The sequence below is a fragment of the Leclercia sp. LSNIH1 genome (genome assembly GCF_002902985.1).
Classification (GTDB): domain Bacteria; phylum Pseudomonadota; class Gammaproteobacteria; order Enterobacterales; family Enterobacteriaceae; genus Enterobacter.
This window is the reverse complement of record NZ_CP026167.1, coordinates 1,795,144-1,818,505: the sequence shown is the minus strand read 5'-3', so window position 1 is coordinate 1,818,505 and position 23,362 is coordinate 1,795,144. Positions and strand designations below refer to the sequence as shown.

General features: G+C 59.0%; 19 protein-coding genes. 10 read left to right on the top strand and 9 right to left on the bottom strand.

What is annotated here, in order from left to right:
- Positions 1-55 precede the first annotated feature (55 nt).
- Entirely contained in the window at positions 56-1,570 is a 1,515-nt protein-coding gene (dgt, locus tag C2U54_RS09045; protein ID WP_103178328.1) for a dGTPase, read from the bottom strand.
- 82 nt (positions 1,571-1,652) lie between these two features.
- Between dgt and mtnN the strand changes: the two genes are divergently transcribed.
- The 3 genes from mtnN to C2U54_RS09030 are packed head-to-tail and all read left to right on the top strand — an operon-like array spanning position 1,653 to position 3,784.
- Entirely contained in the window at positions 1,653-2,351 is a 699-nt protein-coding gene (gene mtnN / locus C2U54_RS09040; protein WP_103178327.1) for a 5'-methylthioadenosine/S-adenosylhomocysteine nucleosidase, read from the top strand.
- Positions 2,344-3,144, top strand: coding sequence for a vitamin B12 ABC transporter substrate-binding protein BtuF (gene btuF, locus C2U54_RS09035; RefSeq protein ID WP_103178326.1), 801 nt, complete (start codon positions 2,344-2,346; stop codon positions 3,142-3,144). The genes mtnN and btuF overlap by 8 nt, the downstream gene beginning before the upstream one ends.
- Before the next feature lie 16 nt (positions 3,145-3,160).
- A complete protein-coding gene (locus C2U54_RS09030; protein WP_103178325.1) occupies positions 3,161-3,784 on the top strand; it encodes a TRIC cation channel family protein in 624 nt (207 codons plus the stop codon).
- A gap of 40 nt (positions 3,785-3,824) precedes the next feature.
- Here the strand turns inward: C2U54_RS09030 and erpA are convergent, their stop codons facing one another.
- Positions 3,825-4,169 carry an iron-sulfur cluster insertion protein ErpA gene (erpA, locus tag C2U54_RS09025; RefSeq protein ID WP_039030319.1) on the bottom strand — a complete coding sequence of 115 codons (345 nt, stop codon included), beginning with the start codon at positions 4,167-4,169 and terminating at the stop codon, positions 3,825-3,827.
- Between the two features lie 79 nt (positions 4,170-4,248).
- Positions 4,249-5,625 (bottom strand): H(+)/Cl(-) exchange transporter ClcA, encoded by a 1,377-nt coding sequence (gene clcA, locus C2U54_RS09020; protein WP_103178324.1) that lies wholly within the window; start codon positions 5,623-5,625, stop codon positions 4,249-4,251.
- A 177-nt stretch (positions 5,626-5,802) separates the two neighbouring features.
- Here clcA and hemL point away from each other — a divergent pair, with 177 nt between their 5' ends.
- A complete protein-coding gene (hemL, locus tag C2U54_RS09015; protein WP_103178323.1) occupies positions 5,803-7,083 on the top strand; it encodes a glutamate-1-semialdehyde 2,1-aminomutase in 1,281 nt (426 codons plus the stop codon).
- Positions 7,084-7,176: 93 nt separating this feature from the next.
- On the opposite strand, the gene fhuB is transcribed toward hemL, so the two are convergent.
- The 6 genes from fhuB to hrpB form a co-directional block, all read right to left on the bottom strand.
- The gene (gene fhuB / locus C2U54_RS09010) at positions 7,177-9,159 is read right to left on the bottom strand and encodes a Fe(3+)-hydroxamate ABC transporter permease FhuB (RefSeq protein WP_103178322.1); all 1,983 of its coding nucleotides are present in this window, start codon (positions 9,157-9,159) and stop codon (positions 7,177-7,179) included.
- Complete coding sequence (gene fhuD / locus C2U54_RS09005) at positions 9,156-10,031, bottom strand: Fe(3+)-hydroxamate ABC transporter substrate-binding protein FhuD (RefSeq protein WP_442786155.1); 876 nt, start codon at positions 10,029-10,031, stop codon at positions 9,156-9,158. The genes fhuB and fhuD overlap by 4 nt, the downstream gene beginning before the upstream one ends.
- A gap of 11 nt (positions 10,032-10,042) precedes the next feature.
- On the bottom strand, positions 10,043-10,840 hold the full coding sequence (fhuC, locus tag C2U54_RS09000) for a Fe3+-hydroxamate ABC transporter ATP-binding protein FhuC (protein ID WP_103178320.1): 798 nt from the start codon (positions 10,838-10,840) through the stop codon (positions 10,043-10,045).
- Positions 10,841-10,894: 54 nt separating this feature from the next.
- The gene (gene fhuA / locus C2U54_RS08995) at positions 10,895-13,144 is read right to left on the bottom strand and encodes a ferrichrome porin FhuA (RefSeq protein WP_103178319.1); all 2,250 of its coding nucleotides are present in this window, start codon (positions 13,142-13,144) and stop codon (positions 10,895-10,897) included.
- A gap of 236 nt (positions 13,145-13,380) precedes the next feature.
- Complete coding sequence (gene mrcB, locus C2U54_RS08990) at positions 13,381-15,900, bottom strand: bifunctional glycosyl transferase/transpeptidase (protein WP_103178318.1); 2,520 nt, start codon at positions 15,898-15,900, stop codon at positions 13,381-13,383.
- Positions 15,901-16,012: 112 nt separating this feature from the next.
- Positions 16,013-18,442, bottom strand: a complete 2,430-nt coding sequence (gene hrpB / locus C2U54_RS08985; RefSeq protein ID WP_103178317.1) for an ATP-dependent helicase HrpB — start codon at positions 18,440-18,442, stop codon at positions 16,013-16,015.
- A gap of 73 nt (positions 18,443-18,515) precedes the next feature.
- Between hrpB and thpR the strand changes: the two genes are divergently transcribed.
- The 6 genes from thpR (at position 18,516) to folK (ending at position 23,283) form a co-directional block, all read left to right on the top strand.
- Positions 18,516-19,046 carry an RNA 2',3'-cyclic phosphodiesterase gene (gene thpR / locus C2U54_RS08980; protein ID WP_103178316.1) on the top strand — a complete coding sequence of 177 codons (531 nt, stop codon included), beginning with the start codon at positions 18,516-18,518 and terminating at the stop codon, positions 19,044-19,046.
- Positions 19,047-19,058: 12 nt separating this feature from the next.
- Positions 19,059-19,763 (top strand): DNA/RNA nuclease SfsA, encoded by a 705-nt coding sequence (gene sfsA, locus C2U54_RS08975; protein WP_103178315.1) that lies wholly within the window; start codon positions 19,059-19,061, stop codon positions 19,761-19,763.
- A 177-nt stretch (positions 19,764-19,940) separates the two neighbouring features.
- On the top strand, positions 19,941-20,396 hold the full coding sequence (gene dksA / locus C2U54_RS08970; RefSeq protein WP_012016093.1) for an RNA polymerase-binding protein DksA: 456 nt from the start codon (positions 19,941-19,943) through the stop codon (positions 20,394-20,396).
- A 72-nt stretch (positions 20,397-20,468) separates the two neighbouring features.
- Entirely contained in the window at positions 20,469-21,356 is an 888-nt protein-coding gene (gene gluQRS / locus C2U54_RS08965; RefSeq protein ID WP_103178314.1) for a tRNA glutamyl-Q(34) synthetase GluQRS, read from the top strand.
- A 53-nt stretch (positions 21,357-21,409) separates the two neighbouring features.
- Positions 21,410-22,807 (top strand): polynucleotide adenylyltransferase PcnB, encoded by a 1,398-nt coding sequence (pcnB, locus tag C2U54_RS08960; RefSeq protein ID WP_210405546.1) that lies wholly within the window; start codon positions 21,410-21,412, stop codon positions 22,805-22,807.
- Entirely contained in the window at positions 22,804-23,283 is a 480-nt protein-coding gene (gene folK, locus C2U54_RS08955; protein WP_103178312.1) for a 2-amino-4-hydroxy-6-hydroxymethyldihydropteridine diphosphokinase, read from the top strand. The genes pcnB and folK overlap by 4 nt, the downstream gene beginning before the upstream one ends.
- Positions 23,284-23,362 lie beyond the last annotated feature (79 nt).

The following is a 23,362-nucleotide window of genomic DNA, read 5'->3' as shown; positions in this document are numbered from 1 at the left end:
TATTAAGTTTCTGGAAAAAGTAAAAATTTATTGTCCGTCTTTACAAAACTCCCCTTTATTCCACCGCCATCAACTTGCGGTATTCATCCCATGCATACAAGTCCGTCATTCCGCTGATATAGTCCTGAATCAGCCGGCAGCGATAATAAAACTCCAGCACCGGCCAGTCTGCCTGCTGGCGATTTAATTTACCGATAGATTCCACATATGCCAGCCGATGGCGCGTCGAAAGTTTATGAAATAGCCGGGTTTCAATCGGAAAACGGCGTACCCGTTCCTTTTCAACCAGCTCACTAAAGTCGTCCACCGATAATTGCAGCAGCGGGCGATAGATCTCCAGCAGGCCGGTTATCACGCGATAGCCCTGTAATTCCAGCTGCTCGACATCCGGATGGCTGAACACGTGCCGCATCGCCACATTCTTATAGAGCTCAAGGAGTTGACTGAATCCACTGTCATCCTCAAGCAGCGCATGGTTAAATTCCCCGCGGTAGATCTGTTCAATATTGTCTATAAAACGCTCAGCCGCATAGGGCACCAGTTTATTAAGGGTATTGACGCGTAAATACATAAAGAACTGATCTTCGGTGCTGCGGCTGAGGGTGTTCGAACGTGATTTCTCCCACGCGTTTTCGACAACCTGCGAAAACAATGAACCTTTTTCATGGTTACCCCAGGCATCATAAAGATGCTGATAAAGCCCCTCGACACTGAATATTCTTTTTTCGACGGCATCTTCCAGATCGGCAACGCAATAGGAGATATCGTCTGCCGCTTCCATAATCCAGGTTAATGGAAAACGACCATACTGCGGAAGAGAGAGCTCCTGACGCAGCCGCTCTATATACGCCTCTTCAGAGAAATAATAGCCCGGCTTTTTCATCAAATAATTGTGCGTCGCGGGGGGATCGCCCTGCCACCAGGCGGGGCGAGTATATTTCAGAATGCATCCCACCTGTGCCCAGGTGAGGTTCATGCGCATCAGGGAGTGCACCATCCGGATGCCCTGTGCATTCCCCTCAAAGTGACACAAATCCTGGCGCACCTTGCGACGAAGCGCGTTCAGCGCCTCTTCGCCTTCACGCAGCCGCAAATCCTGCACCACGCAGCGATCGTCGCTCAGCGGCTGGCTTGCCGCATCGGCAGGGTACAGACGCTGGCGGAACCAGTCATTGATCGCCGCTTCGCCAAAATGACCAAAGGGGGGATTACCGATATCGTGCATCAGGCACGCCATCTCAACGATGCTTTCGAACGGCCCCGTCAGCTCGTCCAGGCCGTAGGTTGCCAGCAGGCGCTGCTCTTTGAGGCGGCTCAGGATCTCTTTGGCGATGTAGCGCCCCACCTGCTGAACCTCCAGCGAGTGGGTGAGCCGGGTACGCACGGCGGCGTTGCGTTCGAGCGGAAAGACCTGCGTTTTTTGCTGTAACCGACGGATCGCCGGAGAGTTAATGATGCGCCCGCGGTCGCTTTCGAAGATCCGCAGGATCTCGTGTTCGCTCTTGTTCCCCTGCGGAGAGCGGTAGCGACGCTGCCAGTTAATTTTGGTGCGAAAATCGATTGGTGCCATGTGCTCCCCCGCGTGAGAATGCGTTTCCCCTTAACCGCATGATAGACTATGCATCTTAACAAGGCACATCGCGAGTAAATCTATGAAAATCGGTATTATTGGAGCAATGGAAGAAGAAGTTACGCTGCTGCGTGACAAAATTGAGAACCGTCAGACCCTCTCTCTGGGCGGTTGCGAAATTTACACTGGCACGCTGAACGGAACTGAAGTAGCTCTGCTGAAATCGGGTATCGGTAAAGTTTCCGCCGCGCTGGGCGCCACCCTGCTGCTGGAGCGCTGCAAGCCAGACGTGATTATTAACACCGGCTCTGCGGGCGGTCTTGCATCAACCCTGAAAGTGGGCGATATCGTGGTCTCTGACGAAGCGCGCTACCACGACGCCGATGTGACCGCCTTTGGTTACGAGTATGGCCAGCTTCCGGGCTGCCCGGCAGGCTTTAAGGCCGATAAAAAACTGGTTGCCGCTGCGGAAAGTTGCATCGCAGAGCTGAACCTTAACGCCGTGCGCGGCCTGATTGTCAGCGGCGACGCCTTTATCAACGGCTCCGTGAACCTGGCGAAAATCCGTCACAACTTCCCGCAGGCGATCGCCGTGGAAATGGAAGCGACCGCCATCGCGCACGTTTGCCATAACTTCAGCGTGCCGTTTGTCGTGGTTCGCGCCATCTCCGACGTTGCCGATCAGCAGTCCCACCTGAGCTTCGACGAGTTCCTCGTAGTTGCTGCCAAACAGTCCAGCCTGATGGTTGAGACGCTGGTGCAGAAACTGGCGCGTGGCTAAGCCGCTCAAAAGGGCGCTGCTTGCGCTGCTTCTGCTGACACCGGCGTGGCTTCTGGCCGCGCCGCGTGTAATTACCCTCTCCCCTGCCAATACCGAACTGGCGTTTGCCGCCGGGATCACCCCCGTCGGGGTCAGCAGTTATTCCGACTATCCTCCCGAAGCCGCTAACATTGAACAGGTCGCCACCTGGCAAGGCATAAATGTTGAACGCATCGTCGCGCTGAAGCCCGATCTGGTGCTGGCCTGGCGCGGCGGCAATGCCGAGCGTCAGGTCAACCAGCTCACCTCGCTCGGCATAAAAGTGCAGTGGATCGATGCCACCCGCATAGAGCAGATTGCCCGGGCCCTGCGCGATCTTGCCCGCTGGAGCCCGACACCGGGGCAGGCGCAACAGGCCGCACAGCAGATGATGGCTGATTTTGCCGCCCTCAAGGCCACCTACGGCGCACTGCCGAAAAAGCGGGTATTCATTCAGTTCGGTCAACAGCCGCTGTTCACCACCAGCCAGGGCTCACTGCAACATCAGGTTGTTGAGCTGTGTGGCGGAGAAAATATCTTCGCGGCCAGCCGGGTTCCCTGGCCCCAGGTGAGCCGTGAGCAAGTACTGGCGCGCCAGCCTCAGGCGATTGTGGTGGGCGGTTCGGCGGGCGATATTCCTAAAATAGAACAGTACTGGCAAGGTCAGCTAAAAATACCCGTGATTCCGCTGAACAGTGACTGGTTTGAGCGCGCGAGCCCGCGTATTATCCTCGCCGCAAAACAACTCTGCTCTGCGCTGTCGCAGAGTCACTAATTTCTCGAGGATTACGATGCTCGTTTACTGGCTGGATATTCTTGGCACAGCCGTTTTTGCGATTTCCGGCGTTCTGCTGGCCGGTAAGTTACGCATGGATCCGTTTGGCGTGCTGGTGTTGGGCGTGGTCACGGCCGTCGGCGGGGGAACGATCCGCGACATGGCGCTGGATCATGGCCCGGTATTCTGGGTCAAGGATCCCACCGACCTGGTGGTCGCCATGGTCACCTGTATGTTAACCATCATTCTTGTTCGCCAGCCGCGTCGCCTGCCGAAATGGCTGCTGCCGGTGCTGGATGCGGTGGGCCTCGCGGTGTTCGTCGGGATTGGCGTAAACAAAGCCTTTATGGCTGGCACCGGCCCGATGGTGGCGATCTGTATGGGGGTGGTGACCGGCGTGGGCGGCGGGATTATCCGCGATATTCTGGCGCGCGAAGTGCCGATGATCCTGCGAACGGAAATCTACGCTACGGCCTGTATTCTGGGCGGGATCGTTCACGCCACGGCCTGGTATACCTTTCATGTTCCGCTGGAACAGGCAGCGATGCTGGGGATGGTGGTAACGCTGGCAATCAGACTGGCGGCAATCCGCTGGCATCTGAAGCTGCCAACCTTTGCGCTGGATGATAATGGAAGATAGCGAGTAGGCCCGGTAAGCGAAGCGCCACCGGGCATTACCGTCAGATGCTGAACGAAGAACCACACCCGCAGGTGCTGGTTGCGTTCGGGTTGGTTACCACAAAGCGTGAACCTTCCAGACCTTCGGTGTAGTCAACAGAACCACCGACCAGATACTGCAGGCTCATCGGGTCTACGACCAGCGCGACGCCCTGCTTCTCAATGGTCATGTCGCCATCGTTAACCTGATCGTCAAAGGTGAAGCCATACTGGAAGCCGCTGCAGCCGCCGCCAGTAATGTATACACGCAATTTCAGCTCCGGGTTGTCTTCATCGGAAATCAGGTCTTTTACTTTTTTGGCTGCTGCTTCGGTAAACTGCAACGGCAGCGCTACGTCATCACTCATCTTATGCTCCCATGAATACTGCTAGTGGGTAAAAATCACCCAATTCTTGTTGTCATTATCTAATACCCTGGTAATTCATTCAAGTATTCTGCTTCGCCAGGGTACGGGCAAGAATGGTGGAGTATAGCGGTTGTCCGCCGAGGAACTGGGCTAATAGTGTGGCCCCCAGGCAGGTAATGATCATTGGCAAAATGAGCTGGTAATTATCGGTCATCTCCAGCACCAGCACAATGCCGGTCAGCGGCGCGCGCAACGATGCCGCCAGCAGCGCCCCCATTCCGGCGATGGCAAAGGTACCGGCCTCAAGATGATACGCCGGGAAGCCTGCGGCGGCAGCCATGCCAAAGGCCGTACCCAGCAACGTACCCAACGCCAGCATCGGGGCAAAAATGCCGCCAGGGGCGCCGGAAGAGAAGCAGAGTACGGTGGTGATGACCCGCGAGATAAACATAAACAGCAGCAGGCCAATGCTGAAGTTACCCGCAGCCGCAATAGGGATCAGCCCAAAGCCACCCCCAGCCGCGTTGGGTTCGATAAAGCCCAGCACTCCGCACACGCCCCCCAGCAGGCCACCCACCAGCACCCATCGGGTTGTATTGCCGCCGTGGATCCGCTGGAACATATCCTGAGCGCGAATAATAAGGGCATTAAACAGCGGGCCAACAATGCCAAAAATCATGCCGAGGATCAGATAGAGCCAGAGCGTATTGACCGGGGCGTTGGTCAACTTACCGACCTCAATGACCGCCCCTTCGCCATTGAAAAGCCGAAAGACAATGCTCGACATAATCACGCCGGTAAAGACCGCTTTAATCGAGATCAGGTTATAGCGAAACTGGGCGCGCATCTCTTCAATGATAAAGAGGATCCCCGCCAGCGGGGCATTAAACGCAGCGGAAAGCCCCGCGGCGGCACCGGTTGCCAGCAACGTATGGCGTGCTTCAGCGCTGCGCATTCTGAACAGATCGCTGACCATACGGCCAACATTACCGCCCAGCTGTACGGTCGGCCCTTCCCGTCCGAGCACCATCCCCGCTCCAAGCGTCCCCATTCCGCCGATAAACTTAACGGGCAGTACACGCCACCAGCGGACCGGACGCAGCTCTTCGAGCGCCCCTTCTATCTCAGGGATCCCCGAGCCGCCCGCTTCCGGGGCGAATTTACGCACCAGAAAATAACCGACCATCGCAAGCAGGGCAGATAAGCCGAACGCCAGGATCCAGACTACCCCTTCACGATCGGCATAACCCGCAACGGTGCCAATACGCCAGTTCAGCACGCCATTAACGGCCCTTTCAAACGCGACGCCCACCAGCCCTGCCAGCGTGCCGACAACGGCTGCGCCCAGCAAAATTGCCAGCGGCGTCTTGTCGCGGTTGAGCAGCCGACGGATGCTGATACGATGTTGCGCACGCGCAAATTGTTGTTCTTCAAATGAGGGGGAATCTGATTTCATTGCCTGTTAGTTTTCGTCATACAAATCGCCGCAGGGATTTTACCAGAGACCGTCCAGCCGTCTCCTGAAAATTGCTTAACAATTGTTAATGCATTACCAGGGTAAAAATTTCATAACCTTCCACGAATCACTTAGAATAGTGCGCTTAACCATTTTATACGAGCCAGGAATCACGCCATGAGTAAGTCTGAAACGCTTTACAGCGCTGCCCGCGAGCTAATCCCTGGCGGTGTTAACTCCCCGGTCCGTGCCTTTACCGGCGTGGGCGGTACACCGCTGTTTATTGAACGTGCCGATGGCGCCTATCTGTATGATGTGGATGGCAAAGCCTATATCGACTATGTCGGCTCATGGGGCCCGATGGTACTGGGACATAACCACCCGGCTATCCGTAACGCGGTCATCGAAGCGGCGGAGCGCGGTTTGAGTTTCGGCGCGCCAACCGAGATGGAAGTCAAAATGGCGGAGCTGGTGACTGAACTGGTCCCGACCATGGATATGGTGCGCATGGTGAACTCCGGTACCGAAGCGACCATGAGCGCCATCCGTCTGGCCCGTGGTTTTACCGGCCGTGACAAAATTATCAAATTTGAAGGCTGCTACCACGGTCATGCCGACTGTCTGCTGGTGAAAGCCGGTTCCGGCGCCCTGACCCTCGGCCAGCCGAACTCTCCGGGCGTGCCGGCGGATTTCGCGAAGCACACCCTGACCTGTACCTATAACGATCTCGATTCGGTGCGTGCCGCCTTTGAGCAGTATCCGCAGGAGATCGCCTGCATCATCGTTGAGCCGGTGGCGGGCAACATGAACTGCATTCCACCGCAGCCGGGCTTCCTGCAGGGCCTGCGTGCGCTGTGCGATGAGTTCGGCGCGCTGCTGATTATCGACGAAGTGATGACCGGCTTCCGCGTGGCGCTGGCGGGCGCCCAGTCTTATTACGACGTGGTGCCGGATCTCACCTGTCTGGGCAAAATCATCGGCGGCGGCATGCCGGTGGGCGCCTTCGGCGGTCGCAAAGAGGTGATGGATGCGCTGGCCCCAACCGGTCCGGTCTACCAGGCGGGCACCCTCTCCGGTAACCCAATTGCCATGGCCGCCGGTTTCGCCTGTCTGACCGAAGTGGCCCAGCCGGGGATCCACACCACCCTGACCGATCGCACTACCCAACTGGCAAACGGTCTGCTGGACGCGGCGGAAGATGTGAGTATTCCGCTGGTGGTAAACCACGTGGGCGGCATGTTCGGCCTCTTCTTCACCACGGCTAAAACCGTCACCTGCTATCAGGATGTGGTGCAGTGCGACGTTGAGCGCTTCAAGCGCTTCTTCCATCTGATGCTGGACGAGGGCGTTTACCTGGCGCCGTCGGCGTTTGAGGCGGGCTTTATGTCGGTTGCGCACAGCGAAGAGGACATCAACAAAACCATCGAGGCGGCGCGCCGGGTGTTTGCGAAGCTCTGATGATGTTGTTTGCCGGGTGGCGCTAACGCTTACCCGGCCTACAAAACCCTCGAACCGTAGGCCGGGTAAGGCGAAGCCGCCACCCGGCATTTTTTACCTGCTCTGCTTCCTCAGCAGATAGATAAAGTACGGCGCACCGATAAAGGTGGAGAGCAGCCCCGCCGGGATCTGATACGGGAACAGCACCATCCGGCCGCACCAGTCGGCGAACACCAGCAGTATCCCTCCGATTAACGCCGACATCACAATGTGCGGCATCGTCCGACGGAAGCCCATCATCCGCGCGATGTGCGGCGCCATCAGCCCGATAAAACTCAGCGGGCCAATCGTCAGGGTCGCCGTCGCCGTCAGCGCTGCCGCCAGCAGCAGCAGGCCGATTCGCGAGCGGTTCAACGCCATGCCCACCGAACGGGCCGTGTCGCCCCCCAGCGGCAGCACCGTCAGCCAGCGACGGCAGAGCGGCACCAGCGCCAGCAGGAGGAGCATTGCTATCCCGGTGCTCATAACCTGTTCGGTCGTCGCATTATAGGTTGAGCCGGAAATCCAGGTCAGGATCTGCGCCATACGCGGATCGCCGCTGGCCTGCAGCATCATCAGCAGCATGGTGAAGGCGGTGCTCAGCGCCATCCCCGCCAGCAGCATCCGGTGCGGCGAGAAGCCGCCGCGCCCGGCGGAGACCAGGATAATCAGCAGCGTCGCTGCGGCACCAAGGCTACCCGCAGGCATCAGCCAGCCGAAGGCATTACCCGGCACAAAGAAGAGCATCAGCACCACGCCGAACGCCGCACCGGAGCTGATCCCCAGCACTTCCGGGCTCGCCATCGGATTACCGGTAAGACGCTGAATAATGCAACCCGCCACCGCCAGCATCACCCCGGCCATCAGGGCGGCAAAAATACGCGGCGCGCGCCACGGCAACAGTTCGTCAAGCATTGCTCCGCTCGCCCAGTGCCATCCCTGAGCATCCCGGCCAAACGCCATCGCCGCTATCACCGCCAGCAGCAGTACCGCGCCGCCTGCCAGGGCAAACGACACCACGTGGTGGCGCTCGGCCTGCACTTTATCGCCCGCGTTCATCGCCGGGGCGCTCATGCTGCGCAGACGCGGCAGCAGCCAAAGCAGCAGCGGCGCGCCGATCAGGGCGGTTACAGAACCGGTGGAGACCTCCATCCACACCCGGGTAAGCCAGAGGATCACCTGGTCAGAGAGCCAGAGGATCAGCGCCCCAATCAGCGGGGCCAGTATCAGTCGGGAGAGCAAGCGCCGCGCCCCCAGCATTTTCGCCAGCAGCGGCGCGAACAGGCCGATAAAGCCGATGATGCCCACAGCATTCACCAGCAGAGCACTGATAACAATCGCCAGCGTCAGCGCTGCCAGACGCGCCAGGGAGAGCGCCAGCCCGAGGTTACGCGCCACGCCATCATCCAGCCCCATCAGGGTAAGCGGGCGCAGCAGCAGCAGAGTCAGCAGCACGCCGCCGAGTAGCTGCGGCCACAGGCGCTGGACGATGCTCCAGTCGGTTTGCGTCAGCGTCCCGGTGCTCCAGAGGAACATGCTTTGCAGCTGGTCGTGATGGAAAATCACCAGCAGTTGGTTAACCGCGCCGCAGTAAAGGCTCACCACCAGGCCTGCCAGGATCAGCGTGACCGGCGAGAGGCGTTTACCCCAGGCCACGCCAAAGACAATCGCCCCGACGACGCAAGCGCCCACCAGCGCGGCGAACTGCGCCGCCAGTACGCCCGGTAGCGCCCACAGGGTGATGATGGTCATCCCCAGCTGGGCGCCGGTCGCCACCCCCAGAGTGGTTGGCTCGGCGAGCGGGTTACGCAGCACCTGCTGGAACAGTACGCCCACCAGCCCGAGTCCGGCCCCCACCAGCAGCGAGATCGCCAGCCGCGGCAGCAGGCTGTAGTGGAACAGCATCTGTTGAATATTGTCGATATCCGGGGCGGCCAGCGCGCTGCCCCACTCGCTGCGCGGCAGCGCAATGCTCAGGTTCCACCAGGTTAAGCCCAGCGCAACGGCCAGCAGCAGCGCCATAAAGAGCGCCGGGAAAAGGGCAATCCGTGACCTCATGCCTGGCCTCCCAGGGCGCTATCCAGCACGCGGGCAAAGTGCATCGCCGACAGCGTCGCGCCGTAGAACCACACCGCGGGAACGCGCTTCACGCGCTGCTGGCGGACAAACGGCATCGCCTGCCACAGCGGCGTCGCCATTAGGGTCTGCATTTCCCGTTCATTGCCGTGATCGAAGCAGAGCACATCCACATCCTTAAACGCCGCCAGACGGTCGATCCCCACGGCGGTACTCCCCCAAAAGGTCATCTCCCCTTCCCAGGCGTTTTTAATCCCATAGCGATCCAGCACTTCCTGGAACAGGCAGTTATTGCCAAACACCAGCATATGACGGGCATCGAGCAGCGTCACCATCAGTAGCGGGCGATCTCCACGACCGGCGAAGCGCGGTTTGAAACTGTCAATCACGCTGTCGAAATGGTCGAGATGCTGGCGGGCCGCACTCTCCAGATTCAGAAGCTGCGCCATCTCGGTTAACGATTTGCGGGCGTTAGCCAGCGGCTTTTTCCCGTCGCTAAAGGCAAAACCCCGCCCCGGCGCAATGCGCGCCAGCTTCTCTTCTGACGGGCCATACCCGGCCGACCAGACCAGGTACGAGGGTTTCATCTGGGTGAGCAGTTCGAGGTTGGGCTCGGTACGCAGGCCGATGTCGATAACCGACTCTGGCAGCCGGGGCTCGTTCACCCACAGGGTGTAATTGGGAATATCGGCCACGCCGTAAGGGGTCACGCCGAGCGCCAGCAGCAGCTCAACGGGGAGCCACTCCAGGGCCACAATGCGCTGCGGATCGATAGCGGCAGCCTGCGCCGTGTTCATTTTCCACAGCAGCGGCGAGAGGGCCATGGCCGCCAGCAGGCGGCGACGGCTAATCATAAAATCAGGCATCAGTAGACAAAGCTCACCGGTGCCGCTCCCGCAGGATGCGGCAGAATACCCATAGGAATGCCGTAAATGTTTTCCAGCGTCTCGCTGCGCATCAGCTCGGCAGGCGTGCCCTGGGCGATCATCTCCCCGCCGCGCAGCGCCACCAGGTAATCGCAGTAACGCGCCGCCATGTTGATGTCGTGCAGCACCGCAATCACCATCAGTCCGCGCTGCTGGCTTAAGCGATGCACCAGCGCCAGCACATCCACCTGATGGGCGATATCGAGGGCCGATGTCGGCTCATCCAGCAGTAAACAACGGCTATCCTGCGCCACCAGCATGGCGATCCATGCCCGCTGGCGCTCGCCGCCGGAGAGGCTATCCACCAGACGATGGGCCAGCGGTTTTAACCCCACCAGCGCAATCGCCTCTTCCACTTTCTCGCGGTCGGCCACGCCAAAACGCCCCAGCGCGCCATGCCACGGATAACGGCCAATCGCCACCAGCTCGCGGACGGTCATCCCTTCCGCCTGCGGCAGTTGCTGCGGCAGATAGGCCACCTTGCGGGCAAAGGCCTTGCTGTTCCAGCTATCCAGCGGCTGTCCATCCAGCAGGATATCGCCCTCAGACGGCGGCTGATGGCGGCCGAGCATTTTCAGTAAGGTGGATTTGCCAGAGCCGTTATGGCCGATAAGGCCGGTCACCTGGCCTGCGGGGAAGGTCAGCGAAAGGGGATGCAGCAGCGTGCGTCCGGGAACGCGAAAGGAGACGCCATCGAGCGCAAAAGTGGTATCGGATTGCGGGTTGTTTTCCTGCATGTCAGCCAACTTAAGTAAAGAAAAGGGCACGAAAAACGTGCCCAAATTTAAAGGTTAGAAGCGGAAGGTCGCAGTCGCAACAACCTGGCGTTCTGCTCCCCAGAAGCAGCCATAGGTGTTGAAGCAGCTGGCGACGTATTCACGATCCAGCAGGTTGTTCACGTGCAGCGCCACGTTCGAGCCCGCCATGCCAAAGCGCGCCAGATCGTAGCGCACCAGCGCATCCATCACCGCGTAGCTGCCCACCTTGAAGGAGTTCGCCGGATCGCCATAGCTGGAGCTGGAGAAGCGACCGCCGGTGCCCAGGGTCAGGCCAGAGAGTGCGCCATCATAGAAGGTGTAATCCCCCCACAGGGAAGCCATATGCTCAGGCACCTGCGCCGGGGTGTTGCCTTTGTAGTTGGTGTCGGTGGTGTACTCCACGTCGGTGTAGGTGTAAGACCCCACCACGTTCACGCTGGCAGACAGCGCTGCTTTGGCTTCGATCTCCACGCCGCGGGCGCGGATCTCGCCGCCTTCAACCGAGAAGAACGAGCCCGCAGGATCGGCCATCAGGTTGTTGGTTTTGGTCAGTTGATACAGGGCACCGGTCAGAACGATCGGACGATCGCTCGGCACGTACTTCACGCCCACTTCGTACTGCTTGCCTTTTGACGGGGCAAACGGCTTGCCTTGCGCGTCGGTCTGGGAAGAGGGCTCGAAAGATTCGCTGTAGCTGAAGTATGGCGTCACGCCGTTATCGAACAGGTAGTTCACCCCGCCGCGCCAGGTGAACTGGTTGTCATCACGTGATGCGGTGGTGCCCGCGACGCGGTTAAACGAATCCTGCTCTGCCCAGTCGTAGCGGCCCCCCAGGGTGACCAACACCTTGTTCCACTGCGCCTGATCCTGCACGTAGAGACCGGTCTGCTGCTGCTTGTTCAGGATCTGATACGGACCGGAGTTCGCCGGATTTTTTGAGTCGAAATCGAAATCGCTGTAGACCGGGTTGTAGAGATCCAGCAGCGGAACGGAAGCGTCATAGCCAAACCAGGCGTTGATATCGTTACGCATACGCATATAGTCAACGCCGGTCAGGAGGATATGGTCAACGTCGCCGGTGGCGAATTTGCTCTGCAGCTGGGTATCAACGGTGAAGTTTTGCAGCTTCTCGTCGTCAACCACATATTTACGCGCCAGGTAATGGCCTTTGTCCGCAGGTGATAACGCGTTACAGAGGGCGTTGCCACTGTTCGCCGCATCGGAGCAGACGCCGTAACCATAGACGCTGTTCTGCGAGGTTTTATTCTCGGCAAAACGCAGGTTCTGACGCACGGTGAAGGTGTCGTTGAATTCGTGATCGAAGCTATACCCGACCATCTTCTGGTTACGGGAGTAGGTGTTGTTTTTCGCCCCTTCGTTGAAGTCGGTCGGCAGGCGATCGCCGTTTGGCAGTGGATCAACCGTGCCCTCTTTCGGCAACCAACCGTAGTAACCGGTCTCCGGTTCGTTCTGGAAATAGGAGAGGAAGGTGAAGTTGGTTTTATCAGACGGACGCCAGGAGAAGGATGGCGCAATGGTGTAACGCTGCTCTTCCGCACGCTCCTGCTGGGCGTTGTTAGAACGCGCCAGACCGGTCAGGCGATAAGAGTAAACCCCGTCGTCGTCCAGCGCATCGCTGAAGTCAAACCCGGTCTGGAACAGGCTATCCGTCCCGACCTTAAACTGAACCTCTTTCAGCGGCTCGGTCAGTGGACGTTTGCTGACCATGTTCAGCAAGCCACCCGGGCTGCTTTTGCCGTAGAGAACGGAGGTCGGGCCGCGCATCACTTCCGCGCGCTCAATCATATAAGGGTCAATTACCGCGTCGTTATAGAAGTTGCCCTGCATCTTCATGCCGTCGAGGTAGTTGTTCTGGCTTTGGCCATCGGCAGCAAAGCCACGAATAATCAGGTAGTCGTAAGTATTGGACGCGCCACGCGTACCGACTGCCACCCCTGGCGTATAGCTCAGTGCTTCTTTCACCGAGCGCGGCTGGTGCAGCGCCATCTCTTCCGCGGTCACAACGGAAATCGACTGCGGCACCTTCTCAATGGAGGTATCCGTCTTGGTGCCGGTAGCGGACTGGCGTGCCGCAATGGTCGCCGCCGGTCCCCAGGCGCTCTCCTGCGGAGCAGGCGCTGCGGTGACGGTGATGGTTTCTTCTTTTTTAGGGGTTTCGGCAGCGTGAGCGTAAGCAGACATGCCGCTAACCGCTGTGGCTACAACAACTGCGATTTTACGCAGTGAAGATTGCATTGGCTGAGCAGTTTTTGAAAGCGCCATTGGTATATCTCTGATGAAAGCGTGAATGATAACGTAAACGAGAATTATTATTATGACCGCAGCATATTATGCGAAACATTCACGGCATAGCAAGTGATATGCGCCCCTACAGGAAATGAGGGTATAAGAATTAAACAATGGAAAATAGAGGGTTAATAAATGGAGATTTGAGTGTTGGAGGGATGTTTAATTGAGGTGAAAATTCCCTCTCCCGCAGGAGAGGGAATAGTGGTGAGTTAACCGCCGAACATATCCTTGATCCAGCCCGCGACGCCGTCGCTCTCCTTCTTCTCGGGCTGCTGCTGCGGCTGCTGTTGTTGCGGCTGCGACTGCGGCTGAGAAGACTGGTCAAACGGATTACCCGATGGTTCCGGGGCAGCCTGCTGACACAGGGAGTCCGGGTTGCTGGTCCAGACCGGCAGGCGACGCATACCGCCGCCACACACAAAGTTGCCCGACTCATCCACGCCCATATCGACGATATCTTCCGGTGGCGTCAGGGTTAACGGCACTGGCGACTGGTTAGCCAGATAGCGCTGGTAGATAGACATCGCCCCGCTGGCACCATACAGCTTGGTTGGCTGGTTGTTATCGCGCCCTACCCAGGTGATCACCACTTCACGTCCGTCGATACCCGCAAACCAGGTGTCGACGTTGTTGTTGGTGGTCCCGGTTTTACCCGCCAGATGCAGGCCAGGGTACTTCGCCCCCAGCTGACGCCCGGTACCGCGCTGCACAACCTGCTGCATGGTCCAGAGGGTCATATAGGCAGCCTGCGCCGGTACGGCACGCTCCGCCTGCGGGAAGCTCTGGTACAGCGGGGTGCCGTCTTCGGCAATCACTGAACGCAGCGCAGAGAGCGGAGCACGGTTCCCGCCGCTGGCGATGGTCTGGAACGCCTGCGCCACTTCAATTGGCGTCAGGTTCAGGGCCCCCAGCAGCATGGCCGGAACCGGATGCAGCTGATCTTTCGGCACGCCCAGTTTTAGCCAGGTATCGGTGACTGCTGGCAGGCCAAGCGCCATCCCAAGGTTAACCGTCGGCACGTTCATGGAACGCGTCAGGGCGTCCACCAGCATCACCTGGCCGCTGTACTGCTTATCGTCGTTCTGCGGCGACCAGACCTGGCCATTCGGCTGGCGCAGGGCAATCGGGGCATCGGCGATCCAGGTGTTGAGACGATACTGGTTCGGCTGGCTCAAAGCGGTGAGATAGGTCGCCGGTTTAGCCAGAGAGCCGATCGAACGGCGTGCCTGCATGGCGCGGTTATAGCCCGCAAACTGCGGCTCTGCCCCGCCGACCATCGCCCGCACTTCGCCGGTGGTGCGATCGACTACCACCATCGCGGTCTCCAGATCGTTCAGCTTGCGCTGTTTTTTCAGCGCCGGAATACCTTCTACCGCCGCCTTCTCTGCGGCATCCTGCGCCACGGAGTCAAAGGTGGTGAAGATCTTCACGCCGGAGAGATCTTTAACCTTATCGCCCAGTTTGGCCTGCAGCTCCTGACGCACCATCTGCATAAATGCAGGCTGCGGGGAGATGACGCCGCCGCGCGGCTGTACGCCCAACGGACGTGCGCTGAGCATGTCATACAGCTCCTGGTCGATCACCTGCTGCTGTTGCAGCAGACGCAGCACCAGATTACGCCGCTCCAGAGCCAGTTTCGGGTTACGCCACGGGTTGTAGATGGAGGCACCCTTAACCATGCCCACCAGCAACGCCTGCTGGTCGAGGCTCAGCTCTTCCACCGGACGGCCAAAGTAGTAGAGGCTCGCCAGCGGGAAGCCGCGAATTTCATTGTCGCCGCTCTGACCGAGATAGACCTCGTTCATATAGAGCTCAAGAATGCGGTCTTTGCTGTAGCGCGCATCCATCAGCACGGCCATGTAGGCTTCGTTGGCCTTACGCCAGTAGGAGCGTTCGCTGGAGAGGAACAGGTTCTTCACCAGCTGCTGGGTCAGGGTACTTGCCCCCTGCACCGTGCGTCCTGCGGTCAGGTTCGCCAGCACCGCACGACCAATGGAGTAGAGGCTGACGCCATCGTGCTCATAGAAGTGACGGTCCTCGGTCGCCAGCAGGGTATCCACCAGCAGATCCGGGAAGCCATTACGCGCCACAAACAGGCGCTGCTCGCCATTTGGCGAGGAGAGCATGGTGATCAGCCGCGGATCGAGACGGAAGAAACCGAACTGACGGTTGTTCTCCATGTTCTCAATGGTTTCCAGATGATCGCCGTCGAAGGTCAGACGCGCGCGCACCTGCCCCTCTTTACTGTCCGGGAAGTCAAACGGACGGCGGATCATCTCAATGCTCTTCGCCTGCACCGTAAACTCGCCGGGACGGGTCATCTTCGTCACCTGGCGGTACTGGGTCGCCTCCAGCAGCTTGACCATCTCGTTCTTGCTGATGGACATATCCGGCTCAAGGTTAACCATCCGGCCATAGACCGCCGCCGGCAGCTGCCAGACTTTGCCGTCAATGCGGCTGCGGATCTTTTGATCCAAATAGACGCCATAGACCGCCAGCAGGATGAGGAAAACAATAAACAGCTTCAGCAGCAGCCAGAACCAGCCGCGCTTGCCACGAGGTTTACCTTTTTTGCCTTTTCCTTTACGTGGCGCAGGTGCGTCATCGTCATACTCATTATCAACATCGTCGTACTCTTCATCTCTGAGGCGTCGACGGCCTGCCTTTTCTTTTGCCGGACGGGCAGGTCTTCCTTTACGTCCAATTGGCTCGCGGTCATTCCCCGCCATGCTTTCTCTCCGCAACTATCAGGCGCAAAGGCCCGATTCTCTGGTCTTCCCCCTGATGGAGGAAGAAGAAATCTCTCAAATTTACCCTCTCAGAGGGTATTGCCGGGTGGCGCTACGAATACTTCTTCGTGCGCCGGGTCGGCGCGGTATTTGCCGGGTCGTCCGGCCAGACATGTTTGGGATAACGCCCTTTCATCTCTTTTTGCACCTCGCGGTAGCTGCCAGCCCAGAATGCACCCAAATCCCGGGTGATCTGCAGCGGACGCTGGGCCGGTGACAACAGCTCCAGCACCAGCGGCACCCGCCCCTGCGCAATGGCAGGCGTGGTCGCCTCGCCAAACATCTCCTGCATGCGTACCGCCAGCGCCGGAGGATTATCTTCATGATAACGAATGGCTATCCGGCTGCCGGTGGGCACAGTGTAATGCCCTGGAAGCTCGGTATCCAGACGTTGGCGTAACGACCAGTCGGTTAAGTTCTGTAATGCCGCCTTAACATCCAGCGCTTTTAGCGCGCGCAGGGAGTGTACGCCACTCATTTGCGGCAGTAACCAGTTTTCCAGATTTGCCAGCAGCGAGGCTTCGTCTACCGCGGGCCACGCGTACTCCGGCAGCCACTGCGCCGCGCAGTGCAGGCGAAGCCGGTACTGCTCCGCCTCCGGGGTCCAGTTCAGCACGCTGAGCCCTTTATCGCGGATGCCGTTAAGCATCGCCTGATGCAGCTCCTCTTCCGAGGGCTTCGCCAGCGGCTTGACGCTCACCGTCAGGCGGCCAATCTGCGAACGCCGCAGCGCCTTCAGCGTGCCCTGCGCTTCATCCCACTCCACGGTGTCAGACTGTTCCACCAGGCCCGGAGAAGCGGCGATCAGAGTATCAATATCCACTGCTATAGCCTGCAGAATACGGGCATCCGGCGACTGGCTGCCCTGCAACAGTAGCGGGGCAATCAGCCACTCGTGGCGGGTCATGGCGTCGTCGCTCTGTAGCATCGCGCCCATGCCATTTGCCAGTTGATAGCGTCCATCAAGCCCACGGCGGCGGGCGATCCGGTCGGGAAACGCCTTCGCCAGCAGCACGGGCACCCGGTCGCTCTCCGGCGCCCCGCCCCGGCTGTTCAGGCGCGCACTCAACTGCCGGGCACGCTGCTGCCACTCCGGCTGATTGCGGGAGAAGGCCTGAGCCAGATCGCTACTGGTGCCACGCGGCGGCTGTTCAAGGATAGCGGCCAGCTTTGCCGCCGTCGCAATATCGTCGTCATCCGTCGCGCTGGCCAGCATGGCCGCCAGCCGCGGATCGTTGCCAGACTTCGCCATCTTCTGACCAAAGGCGGTGAGCTTCTCTCCCGCCAGCGCCCCAAGCTGCGTTAATAAGCGCCGGGCCGCCGCAAGGTTAGTCGCAGGCGGCAGATCCAGCCAGTTTAATTGCGAGGGTTCCCGGCAGCCCCACTGCAACAGTTCCATCAGCAGGCCGCTGAGATCGCTTTGCATAATTTCGGGCGTGCCCTGCGCCGCGGCGCGTTCTGCCTGCTCAAACGGCGTAAGATGCAGGCAGATTCCCGGCTCCAGTCGCCCGGCGCGCCCGGCGCGCTGGGTCATGGAAGCCTGGCTCACGCGCTGGGTCAGCAGGCGGGTCAGGCCGGTGCGCGGGTCGAAATTCGCCACCCGCTCCTGGGCGGAGTCCACCACCAGCCGGATGCCCTCGATGGTCAGGCTGGTTTCGGCAATATTGGTCGCCAGCACCACTTTGCGCTGCCCTGGCGGGGCTGGCAGGATCGCTTTACGCTGCTCGGCCAGCGGCAGCGCGCCATACAGCGGGCAGAGCACCACGTCATCACTTACGCGACGTGACAGCTGCTCCTGTACCCGCTGGATCTCAATCACGCCGGGTAAGAACAACAGCAGCGAGCCCGGCTCCTGGCGCAGCAGCTCGGCGGTGGCGACCGCCACCGCTTCGTCGAAACGCAGATGGGTGGAGAGCGACTGATAGCGCCGCTCCACCGGAAAAGTACGGCCCTCAGACACGATGGTGGGCGCCTCCGGCAGCAGGCGCTGGAGCCGCTCGTTGTCCAGGGTCGCGGACATGATCAGCAGTTTGAGATCGTCCCGCAGTCCCTGCTGGACATCCAGCAGCAGCGCCAGCGCCAGATCCGCCTGCAGGCTGCGCTCGTGGAACTCATCGAGGATCACCAGCCCTGTGCCGTTAAGCTCGGGATCCTGCTGCAGCATCCGGGTGAGGATCCCCTCGGTGACCACCTCCAGCCGGGTGTTGGCCCCCACGCAGGTTTCGGCGCGCATCCGGTAGCCGACCGTCTCGCCGGGCTTTTCCCCCAGCAGCTCCGCCAGGCGCTGCGCCACGTTGCGGGCCGCGAGCCTGCGCGGTTCGAGCAGGATGATTTTGCCGTTGATCGCCCCCTGCGCCAGGATCTGCAGCGGCAGCCAGGTCGATTTGCCCGCACCGGTTGGCGCGTTCAGCAGCACCTGGGGGGCATGTTGTAAGGCGTGAAGGAGATCGGGAAGGACAGCGGCGACCGGCAACAAGGACACGAATGGCTCCAGAGGGTTAACTTTAGACGGCGTACATTGTAGCATCGGCACAATTCATTACCGAGTGCGCCGTATGTCCGAGTCAAAAAGGTTGTTTTTTGCCATTGAAATGCCTGCCTCGCTCCAGCGGCAGATCGTCCGCTGGCGCGCCGACCACTTTGCGCCGGAAGCGGGCCGTCCGGTGGCGGGCGGCAACCTGCACCTGACGCTGGCGTTTTTAGGGGATGTCAGCCCTGAGAAACAGCAGGCGCTGGCGGCAATGGCCGGACGCATCCGTCAGCCGGAGTTTACCCTGACGCTGGACGATGCCGGACAGTGGCTGCGCTCCCGCGTGGTCTGGCTGGGTACTCGCCAGCCGCCGCGGGGTTTATTACAGCTGGCCAACATGCTGCGGGCCCAGGCGGCGCGCAGCGGCTGCTATCAAAGCCCCCAGCCGTTTCATCCGCATATCACCCTGCTGCGCGATGCCAGCCACGCCGTGGCCATTCCGCCACCGGGTTTTCACTGGTCGTTTGCGGTGAAAGATTTTGTCCTCTACGAGAGCCGTTTCGCAGGCGGGCGCACGCGCTACACGCCGCTCCAGCGCTGGACGCTTACCGAATAACAAGGAATTTGCATGCAGTTTACCCCTGCCCTACAACCCGCCACGCTGGTACAACGCTATAAACGTTTTCTTGCCGACGTGGTAACGCCTAACGGTGAAACCCTGACCCTGCACTGCCCCAATACCGGGGCGATGACCGGCTGCGCCACGCCGGGGGATACCGTCTGGTACTCCACCTCCAGTAATATCAAACGTAAATATCCTCACACCTGGGAAATAACCCAGACCGCGGACGGAGAATATATTTGCGTCAATACGCTGCGAGCGAACCAGCTGGTCAAAGAGGCGATTAGTCTGGATTTTATTCCGGAACTGCGCGGCTATAACACGCTAAAAAGCGAAGTAAAATATGGCAGCGAAAGCAGCAGAATCGACTTTATGTTGCAGGCAGACGATCGCCCCGAGTGCTATATTGAAGTGAAATCAGTGACGTTAGCTGAGAAAGATAACGGTTATTTCCCGGATGCGGTGACGCTGCGAGGGCAGAAGCACCTCCGGGAGCTTATGAGTGTAGCGGCGGCGGGCAAACGCGCCGTGCTGTTATTTGCAGTATTGCACAGCGCAATTGGGCGATTTTCACCCGCCCGCCATATTGACCTTAAGTACGCGCAACTGTTGAATGAGGCACAAAAGCAGGGGGTAGAGGTTTTGGTGTATAAAGCTGAACTTTCTGCCGATAATATCACTCTGAGATCCGCTCTCCCCGCCACGTTATGAAAGGGGTTGAGCGTTGGCTAATAAGTATTCTGGTCGTGTGCGCAAATACGCTTTTCCTCACAGGCTTGTCAAGTGTTACGTTTAGATAATTGCCTTACGGAAAAGCATCTGCTATTTATAGCGGCCTGATTTTTCCCCCAACACGGGGATCGATAGTGCGTGTTAAGGAGAAGCAACATGCAAGAAGGGCAAAACCGTAAAACATCGTCCCTGAGTATTCTCGCCATCGCTGGGGTGGAGCCGTATCAAGAGAAGCCGGGCGAAGAGTATATGAATGAAGCCCAGCTATCACACTTCAAGCGAATCCTTGAAGCATGGCGTAATCAACTCCGGGATGAAGTCGATCGCACCGTTACACATATGCAGGACGAAGCGGCTAACTTCCCGGATCCGGTAGACCGTGCCGCCCAGGAAGAAGAATTCAGCCTCGAACTGCGTAACCGTGACCGCGAGCGCAAGCTGATCAAAAAGATTGAGAAAACGCTGAAAAAAGTCGAAGACGAAGATTTCGGCTTCTGCGAGTCCTGCGGTGTCGAAATCGGCATTCGTCGTCTGGAAGCCCGTCCGACAGCCGACCTGTGCATCGACTGTAAAACGCTGGCAGAAATCCGCGAAAAACAGATGGCCGGTTAATGCCAGCCCTGTTATGACGCTACCACAGGCGGGAGTTCTCTCCCGCCTGATTACTTTCTGCGCCGTGTAATTATGCCTGCTGACTATATTGGGCGCTTCGCGCCATCCCCCTCTGGCGAACTGCATTTCGGCTCGCTTATTGCCGCCCTTGGCAGCTATCTGCAAGCCCGTGCCCGACAGGGTATCTGGCGCGTGCGTATTGAAGATATCGACCCTCCGCGTGAAGTTCCCGGTGCGGCAGAGTCCATTCTGCGACAGCTGGAACATTACGGCCTGCACTGGGACGGCGATGTTCTCTGGCAATCCCAACGCCACGAAGCCTACCGCGAACGCCTGGCCTGGCTGCATGCCGAGGGCCTTTCGTACTACTGCACCTGCACCCGCGCCCGCATTCAGCGCGTCGGCGGCGTCTATGACGGCCACTGCCGCACCCTGCATCACGGCCCGGAAAATGCGGCGGTGCGGGTGATGCAACAGCATCCCGTCACCTGCTTTACCGACCGGTTACAGGGTGAACTCCACGCCGATGCGCGTCTGGCGGGCGAGGATTTCATTATCCATCGGCGGGACGGGCTGTTTGCTTATAACCTGGCGGTGGTGGTGGATGACCATTTCCAGGGCGTAAACGAAATTGTGCGCGGGGCCGACCTGATTGAACCTACCGTCCGGCAGATTTCGCTCTACCGGCTGTTTGGCTGGCCGGTTCCTGACTACATTCACCTGCCGCTGGTGGTGAATGAAAAAGGGATGAAACTCTCGAAACAGAATCATGCCCCCGCATTACCGACCGGCGATCCTCGCCCTGTTCTTATCAATGCTTTACAATTTCTAAACCAGGATGTAACAAATGAGTGGCAGGATCTGCGCACCGAAGAATTGCTGGAAAAAGCGGTGGCCAACTGGTCGCTCATTCGCGTGCCGAAAATCCAGCATTCTCAAATGCGTCTCGCTGAGCTATGATTAGCCGCTATTTTTTGTCCTGAATTCTGAAACACACACTACCGAGGTGTACTATTTTTACCCGAGTCGCTAATTTTTGCCGTAAGGTGCTGAGCCGCGATGAGAGCATGGCGGATGACGTCATTGTTCAAAATACGATGTCGGTTATTCCGCGCGAACAGCATGCTATTTCCCGCAAAGATATCAGTGAAAACGCCCTTAAGGTGCTTTATCGCCTGAATAAAGCTGGCTATGAGGCGTATCTCGTTGGTGGCGGGGTGCGTGACCTGTTGCTGGGCAAAAAGCCGAAAGATTTTGACGTGACCACCAGCGCCACGCCTGAGCAGGTGCGGAAATTATTCCGCAACTGCCGTCTGGTTGGCCGCCGCTTCCGTCTTGCTCACGTCATGTTTGGGCCGGAGATCATCGAAGTGGCCACCTTCCGTGGTCATCACGAAGGCACGCCAACCGATCGCACCACTTCCCAGCGCGGCCAGAACGGTATGCTGCTGCGTGACAATATCTTCGGTTCTATCGAAGAAGATGCCCAGCGTCGCGATTTCACTATCAACAGCCTGTATTACAGCGTGGCTGACTTTACCGTCCGCGATTTCGTGGGTGGGGTGCCGGATCTTAAAGCGGGTCTGATTCGCCTGATCGGCAACCCGGAAACCCGCTACCGCGAAGATCCGGTGCGGATGCTGCGTGCCGTGCGTTTTGCCGCCAAGCTGGGTATGCACATCAGCCCGGAAACCGCCGAGCCGATCCCGCGCCTGGCGACGCTGATCAACGATGTGCCCCCGGCGCGTCTGTTTGAAGAGGCGCTGAAGCTGCTGCAGGCTGGTCACGGTTTTGCCACCTATCAGCTGCTGCGCGAATACAGCCTGTTCCAGCCCCTGTTCCCGACCATTACGCGCAACTTCACCGAAAAAGGTGACAGCGCGATGGAACGTATCATCGACCAGGTGTTGAAGAATACCGATAACCGCATTCAGAACGATATGCGCGTTAACCCGGCATTCCTCTTTGCGGCGATGTTCTGGTATCCGCTGCTGGAGACGGCACAGAAGATTGCTCAGGAGAGCGGTCTGGCCTACTACGATGCCTTCGCCCTGGCCGCTAACGATGTGCTGGATGAAGCCTGCCGTTCGCTGGCGATCCCGAAACGCATCACCACGCTGGTGCGTGATATCTGGCAGCTTCAGCTGCGGATGTCCCGTCGTCAGGGTAAACGCGCATGGAAGTTAATGGAGCATCCAAAATTCCGTGCGGCTTACGATCTGATGGCCCTGCGTGCCGAAGCGGAGAACAACCGCGAGCTGCAGGCGCTGGTGCAGTGGTGGGGTGAGTTCCAGGTTTCTGCGCCACCGGCGCAGAAGGACATGCTGACCGGTCTCGATGAAGAGCCGGCGCCGCGTCGCCGCCATCGTCGTCCACGTAAGCGTGCTCCACGCCGCGAAGGGGCCGCATGACGCTGACCTATATCGCCATCGGCAGTAATCTGGCCTCTCCGCTGGAGCAGGTCAATGCTGCCGTCCAGGCGCTGGGCGACATTCCGCAGAGCCGCGTTGTCGCCCTCTCCTCTTTCTATCGCACGCCCCCGCTGGGCCCGCAGGATCAGCCCGACTACCTCAACGCCGCCATTGCGCTGGAAACCGCCCTTAGCGCCGACGCGCTGCTGGACAACACCCAGCGCATTGAGCTGCAGCAGGGGCGAGTGCGTAAAGAAGAGCGCTGGGGACCGCGCACCCTCGATTTGGATATCATGCTGTTTGGTGATGCGGTGATTAACACCGAACGCCTGACCGTGCCGCATTACGACATGAAACGCCGCGGCTTTATGCTCTGGCCGCTGTTTGAAATTGCCCCCGACCTGATCTTCCCCGACGGCGAAAGTCTGAGCGCCCTGCTGACGCAGCTTAACGCCGAAAAACCAGCTCACTGGTAACAGTAAATTTCCGTTGATTAACCATGAAATATTTATGGTTAATCGGTTACGTAAAATCATTGTTCCCCCGAATGTTACT

Excerpts from the sequence above, each read along its gene's own strand:
- hemL (WP_103178323.1), top strand. The coding sequence starts at position 5,803 with ATGAGTAAGTCTGAAACGCTTTACAGCGCTGCCCGCGAGCTAATCCCT.
- mrcB (WP_103178318.1), bottom strand. The coding sequence starts at position 15,900 with ATGGCGGGGAATGACCGCGAGCCAATTGGACGTAAAGGAAGACCTGCC.
- C2U54_RS09030 (WP_103178325.1), top strand. The coding sequence starts at position 3,161 with ATGCTCGTTTACTGGCTGGATATTCTTGGCACAGCCGTTTTTGCGATT.
- fhuB (WP_103178322.1), bottom strand. The coding sequence starts at position 9,159 with ATGAGGTCACGGATTGCCCTTTTCCCGGCGCTCTTTATGGCGCTGCTG.
- mtnN (WP_103178327.1), top strand. The coding sequence starts at position 1,653 with ATGAAAATCGGTATTATTGGAGCAATGGAAGAAGAAGTTACGCTGCTG.
- gluQRS (WP_103178314.1), top strand. The coding sequence starts at position 20,469 with ATGCCTGCTGACTATATTGGGCGCTTCGCGCCATCCCCCTCTGGCGAA.
- fhuA (WP_103178319.1), bottom strand. The coding sequence starts at position 13,144 with ATGGCGCTTTCAAAAACTGCTCAGCCAATGCAATCTTCACTGCGTAAA.
- sfsA (WP_103178315.1), top strand. The coding sequence starts at position 19,059 with ATGCAGTTTACCCCTGCCCTACAACCCGCCACGCTGGTACAACGCTAT.
- fhuC (WP_103178320.1), bottom strand. The coding sequence starts at position 10,840 with ATGCAGGAAAACAACCCGCAATCCGATACCACTTTTGCGCTCGATGGC.
- dgt (WP_103178328.1), bottom strand. The coding sequence starts at position 1,570 with ATGGCACCAATCGATTTTCGCACCAAAATTAACTGGCAGCGTCGCTAC.
- clcA (WP_103178324.1), bottom strand. The coding sequence starts at position 5,625 with ATGAAATCAGATTCCCCCTCATTTGAAGAACAACAATTTGCGCGTGCG.
- folK (WP_103178312.1), top strand. The coding sequence starts at position 22,804 with ATGACGCTGACCTATATCGCCATCGGCAGTAATCTGGCCTCTCCGCTG.
- dksA (WP_012016093.1), top strand. The coding sequence starts at position 19,941 with ATGCAAGAAGGGCAAAACCGTAAAACATCGTCCCTGAGTATTCTCGCC.
- thpR (WP_103178316.1), top strand. The coding sequence starts at position 18,516 with ATGTCCGAGTCAAAAAGGTTGTTTTTTGCCATTGAAATGCCTGCCTCG.
- fhuD (WP_442786155.1), bottom strand. The coding sequence starts at position 10,031 with ATGATTAGCCGTCGCCGCCTGCTGGCGGCCATGGCCCTCTCGCCGCTG.
- erpA (WP_039030319.1), bottom strand. The coding sequence starts at position 4,169 with ATGAGTGATGACGTAGCGCTGCCGTTGCAGTTTACCGAAGCAGCAGCC.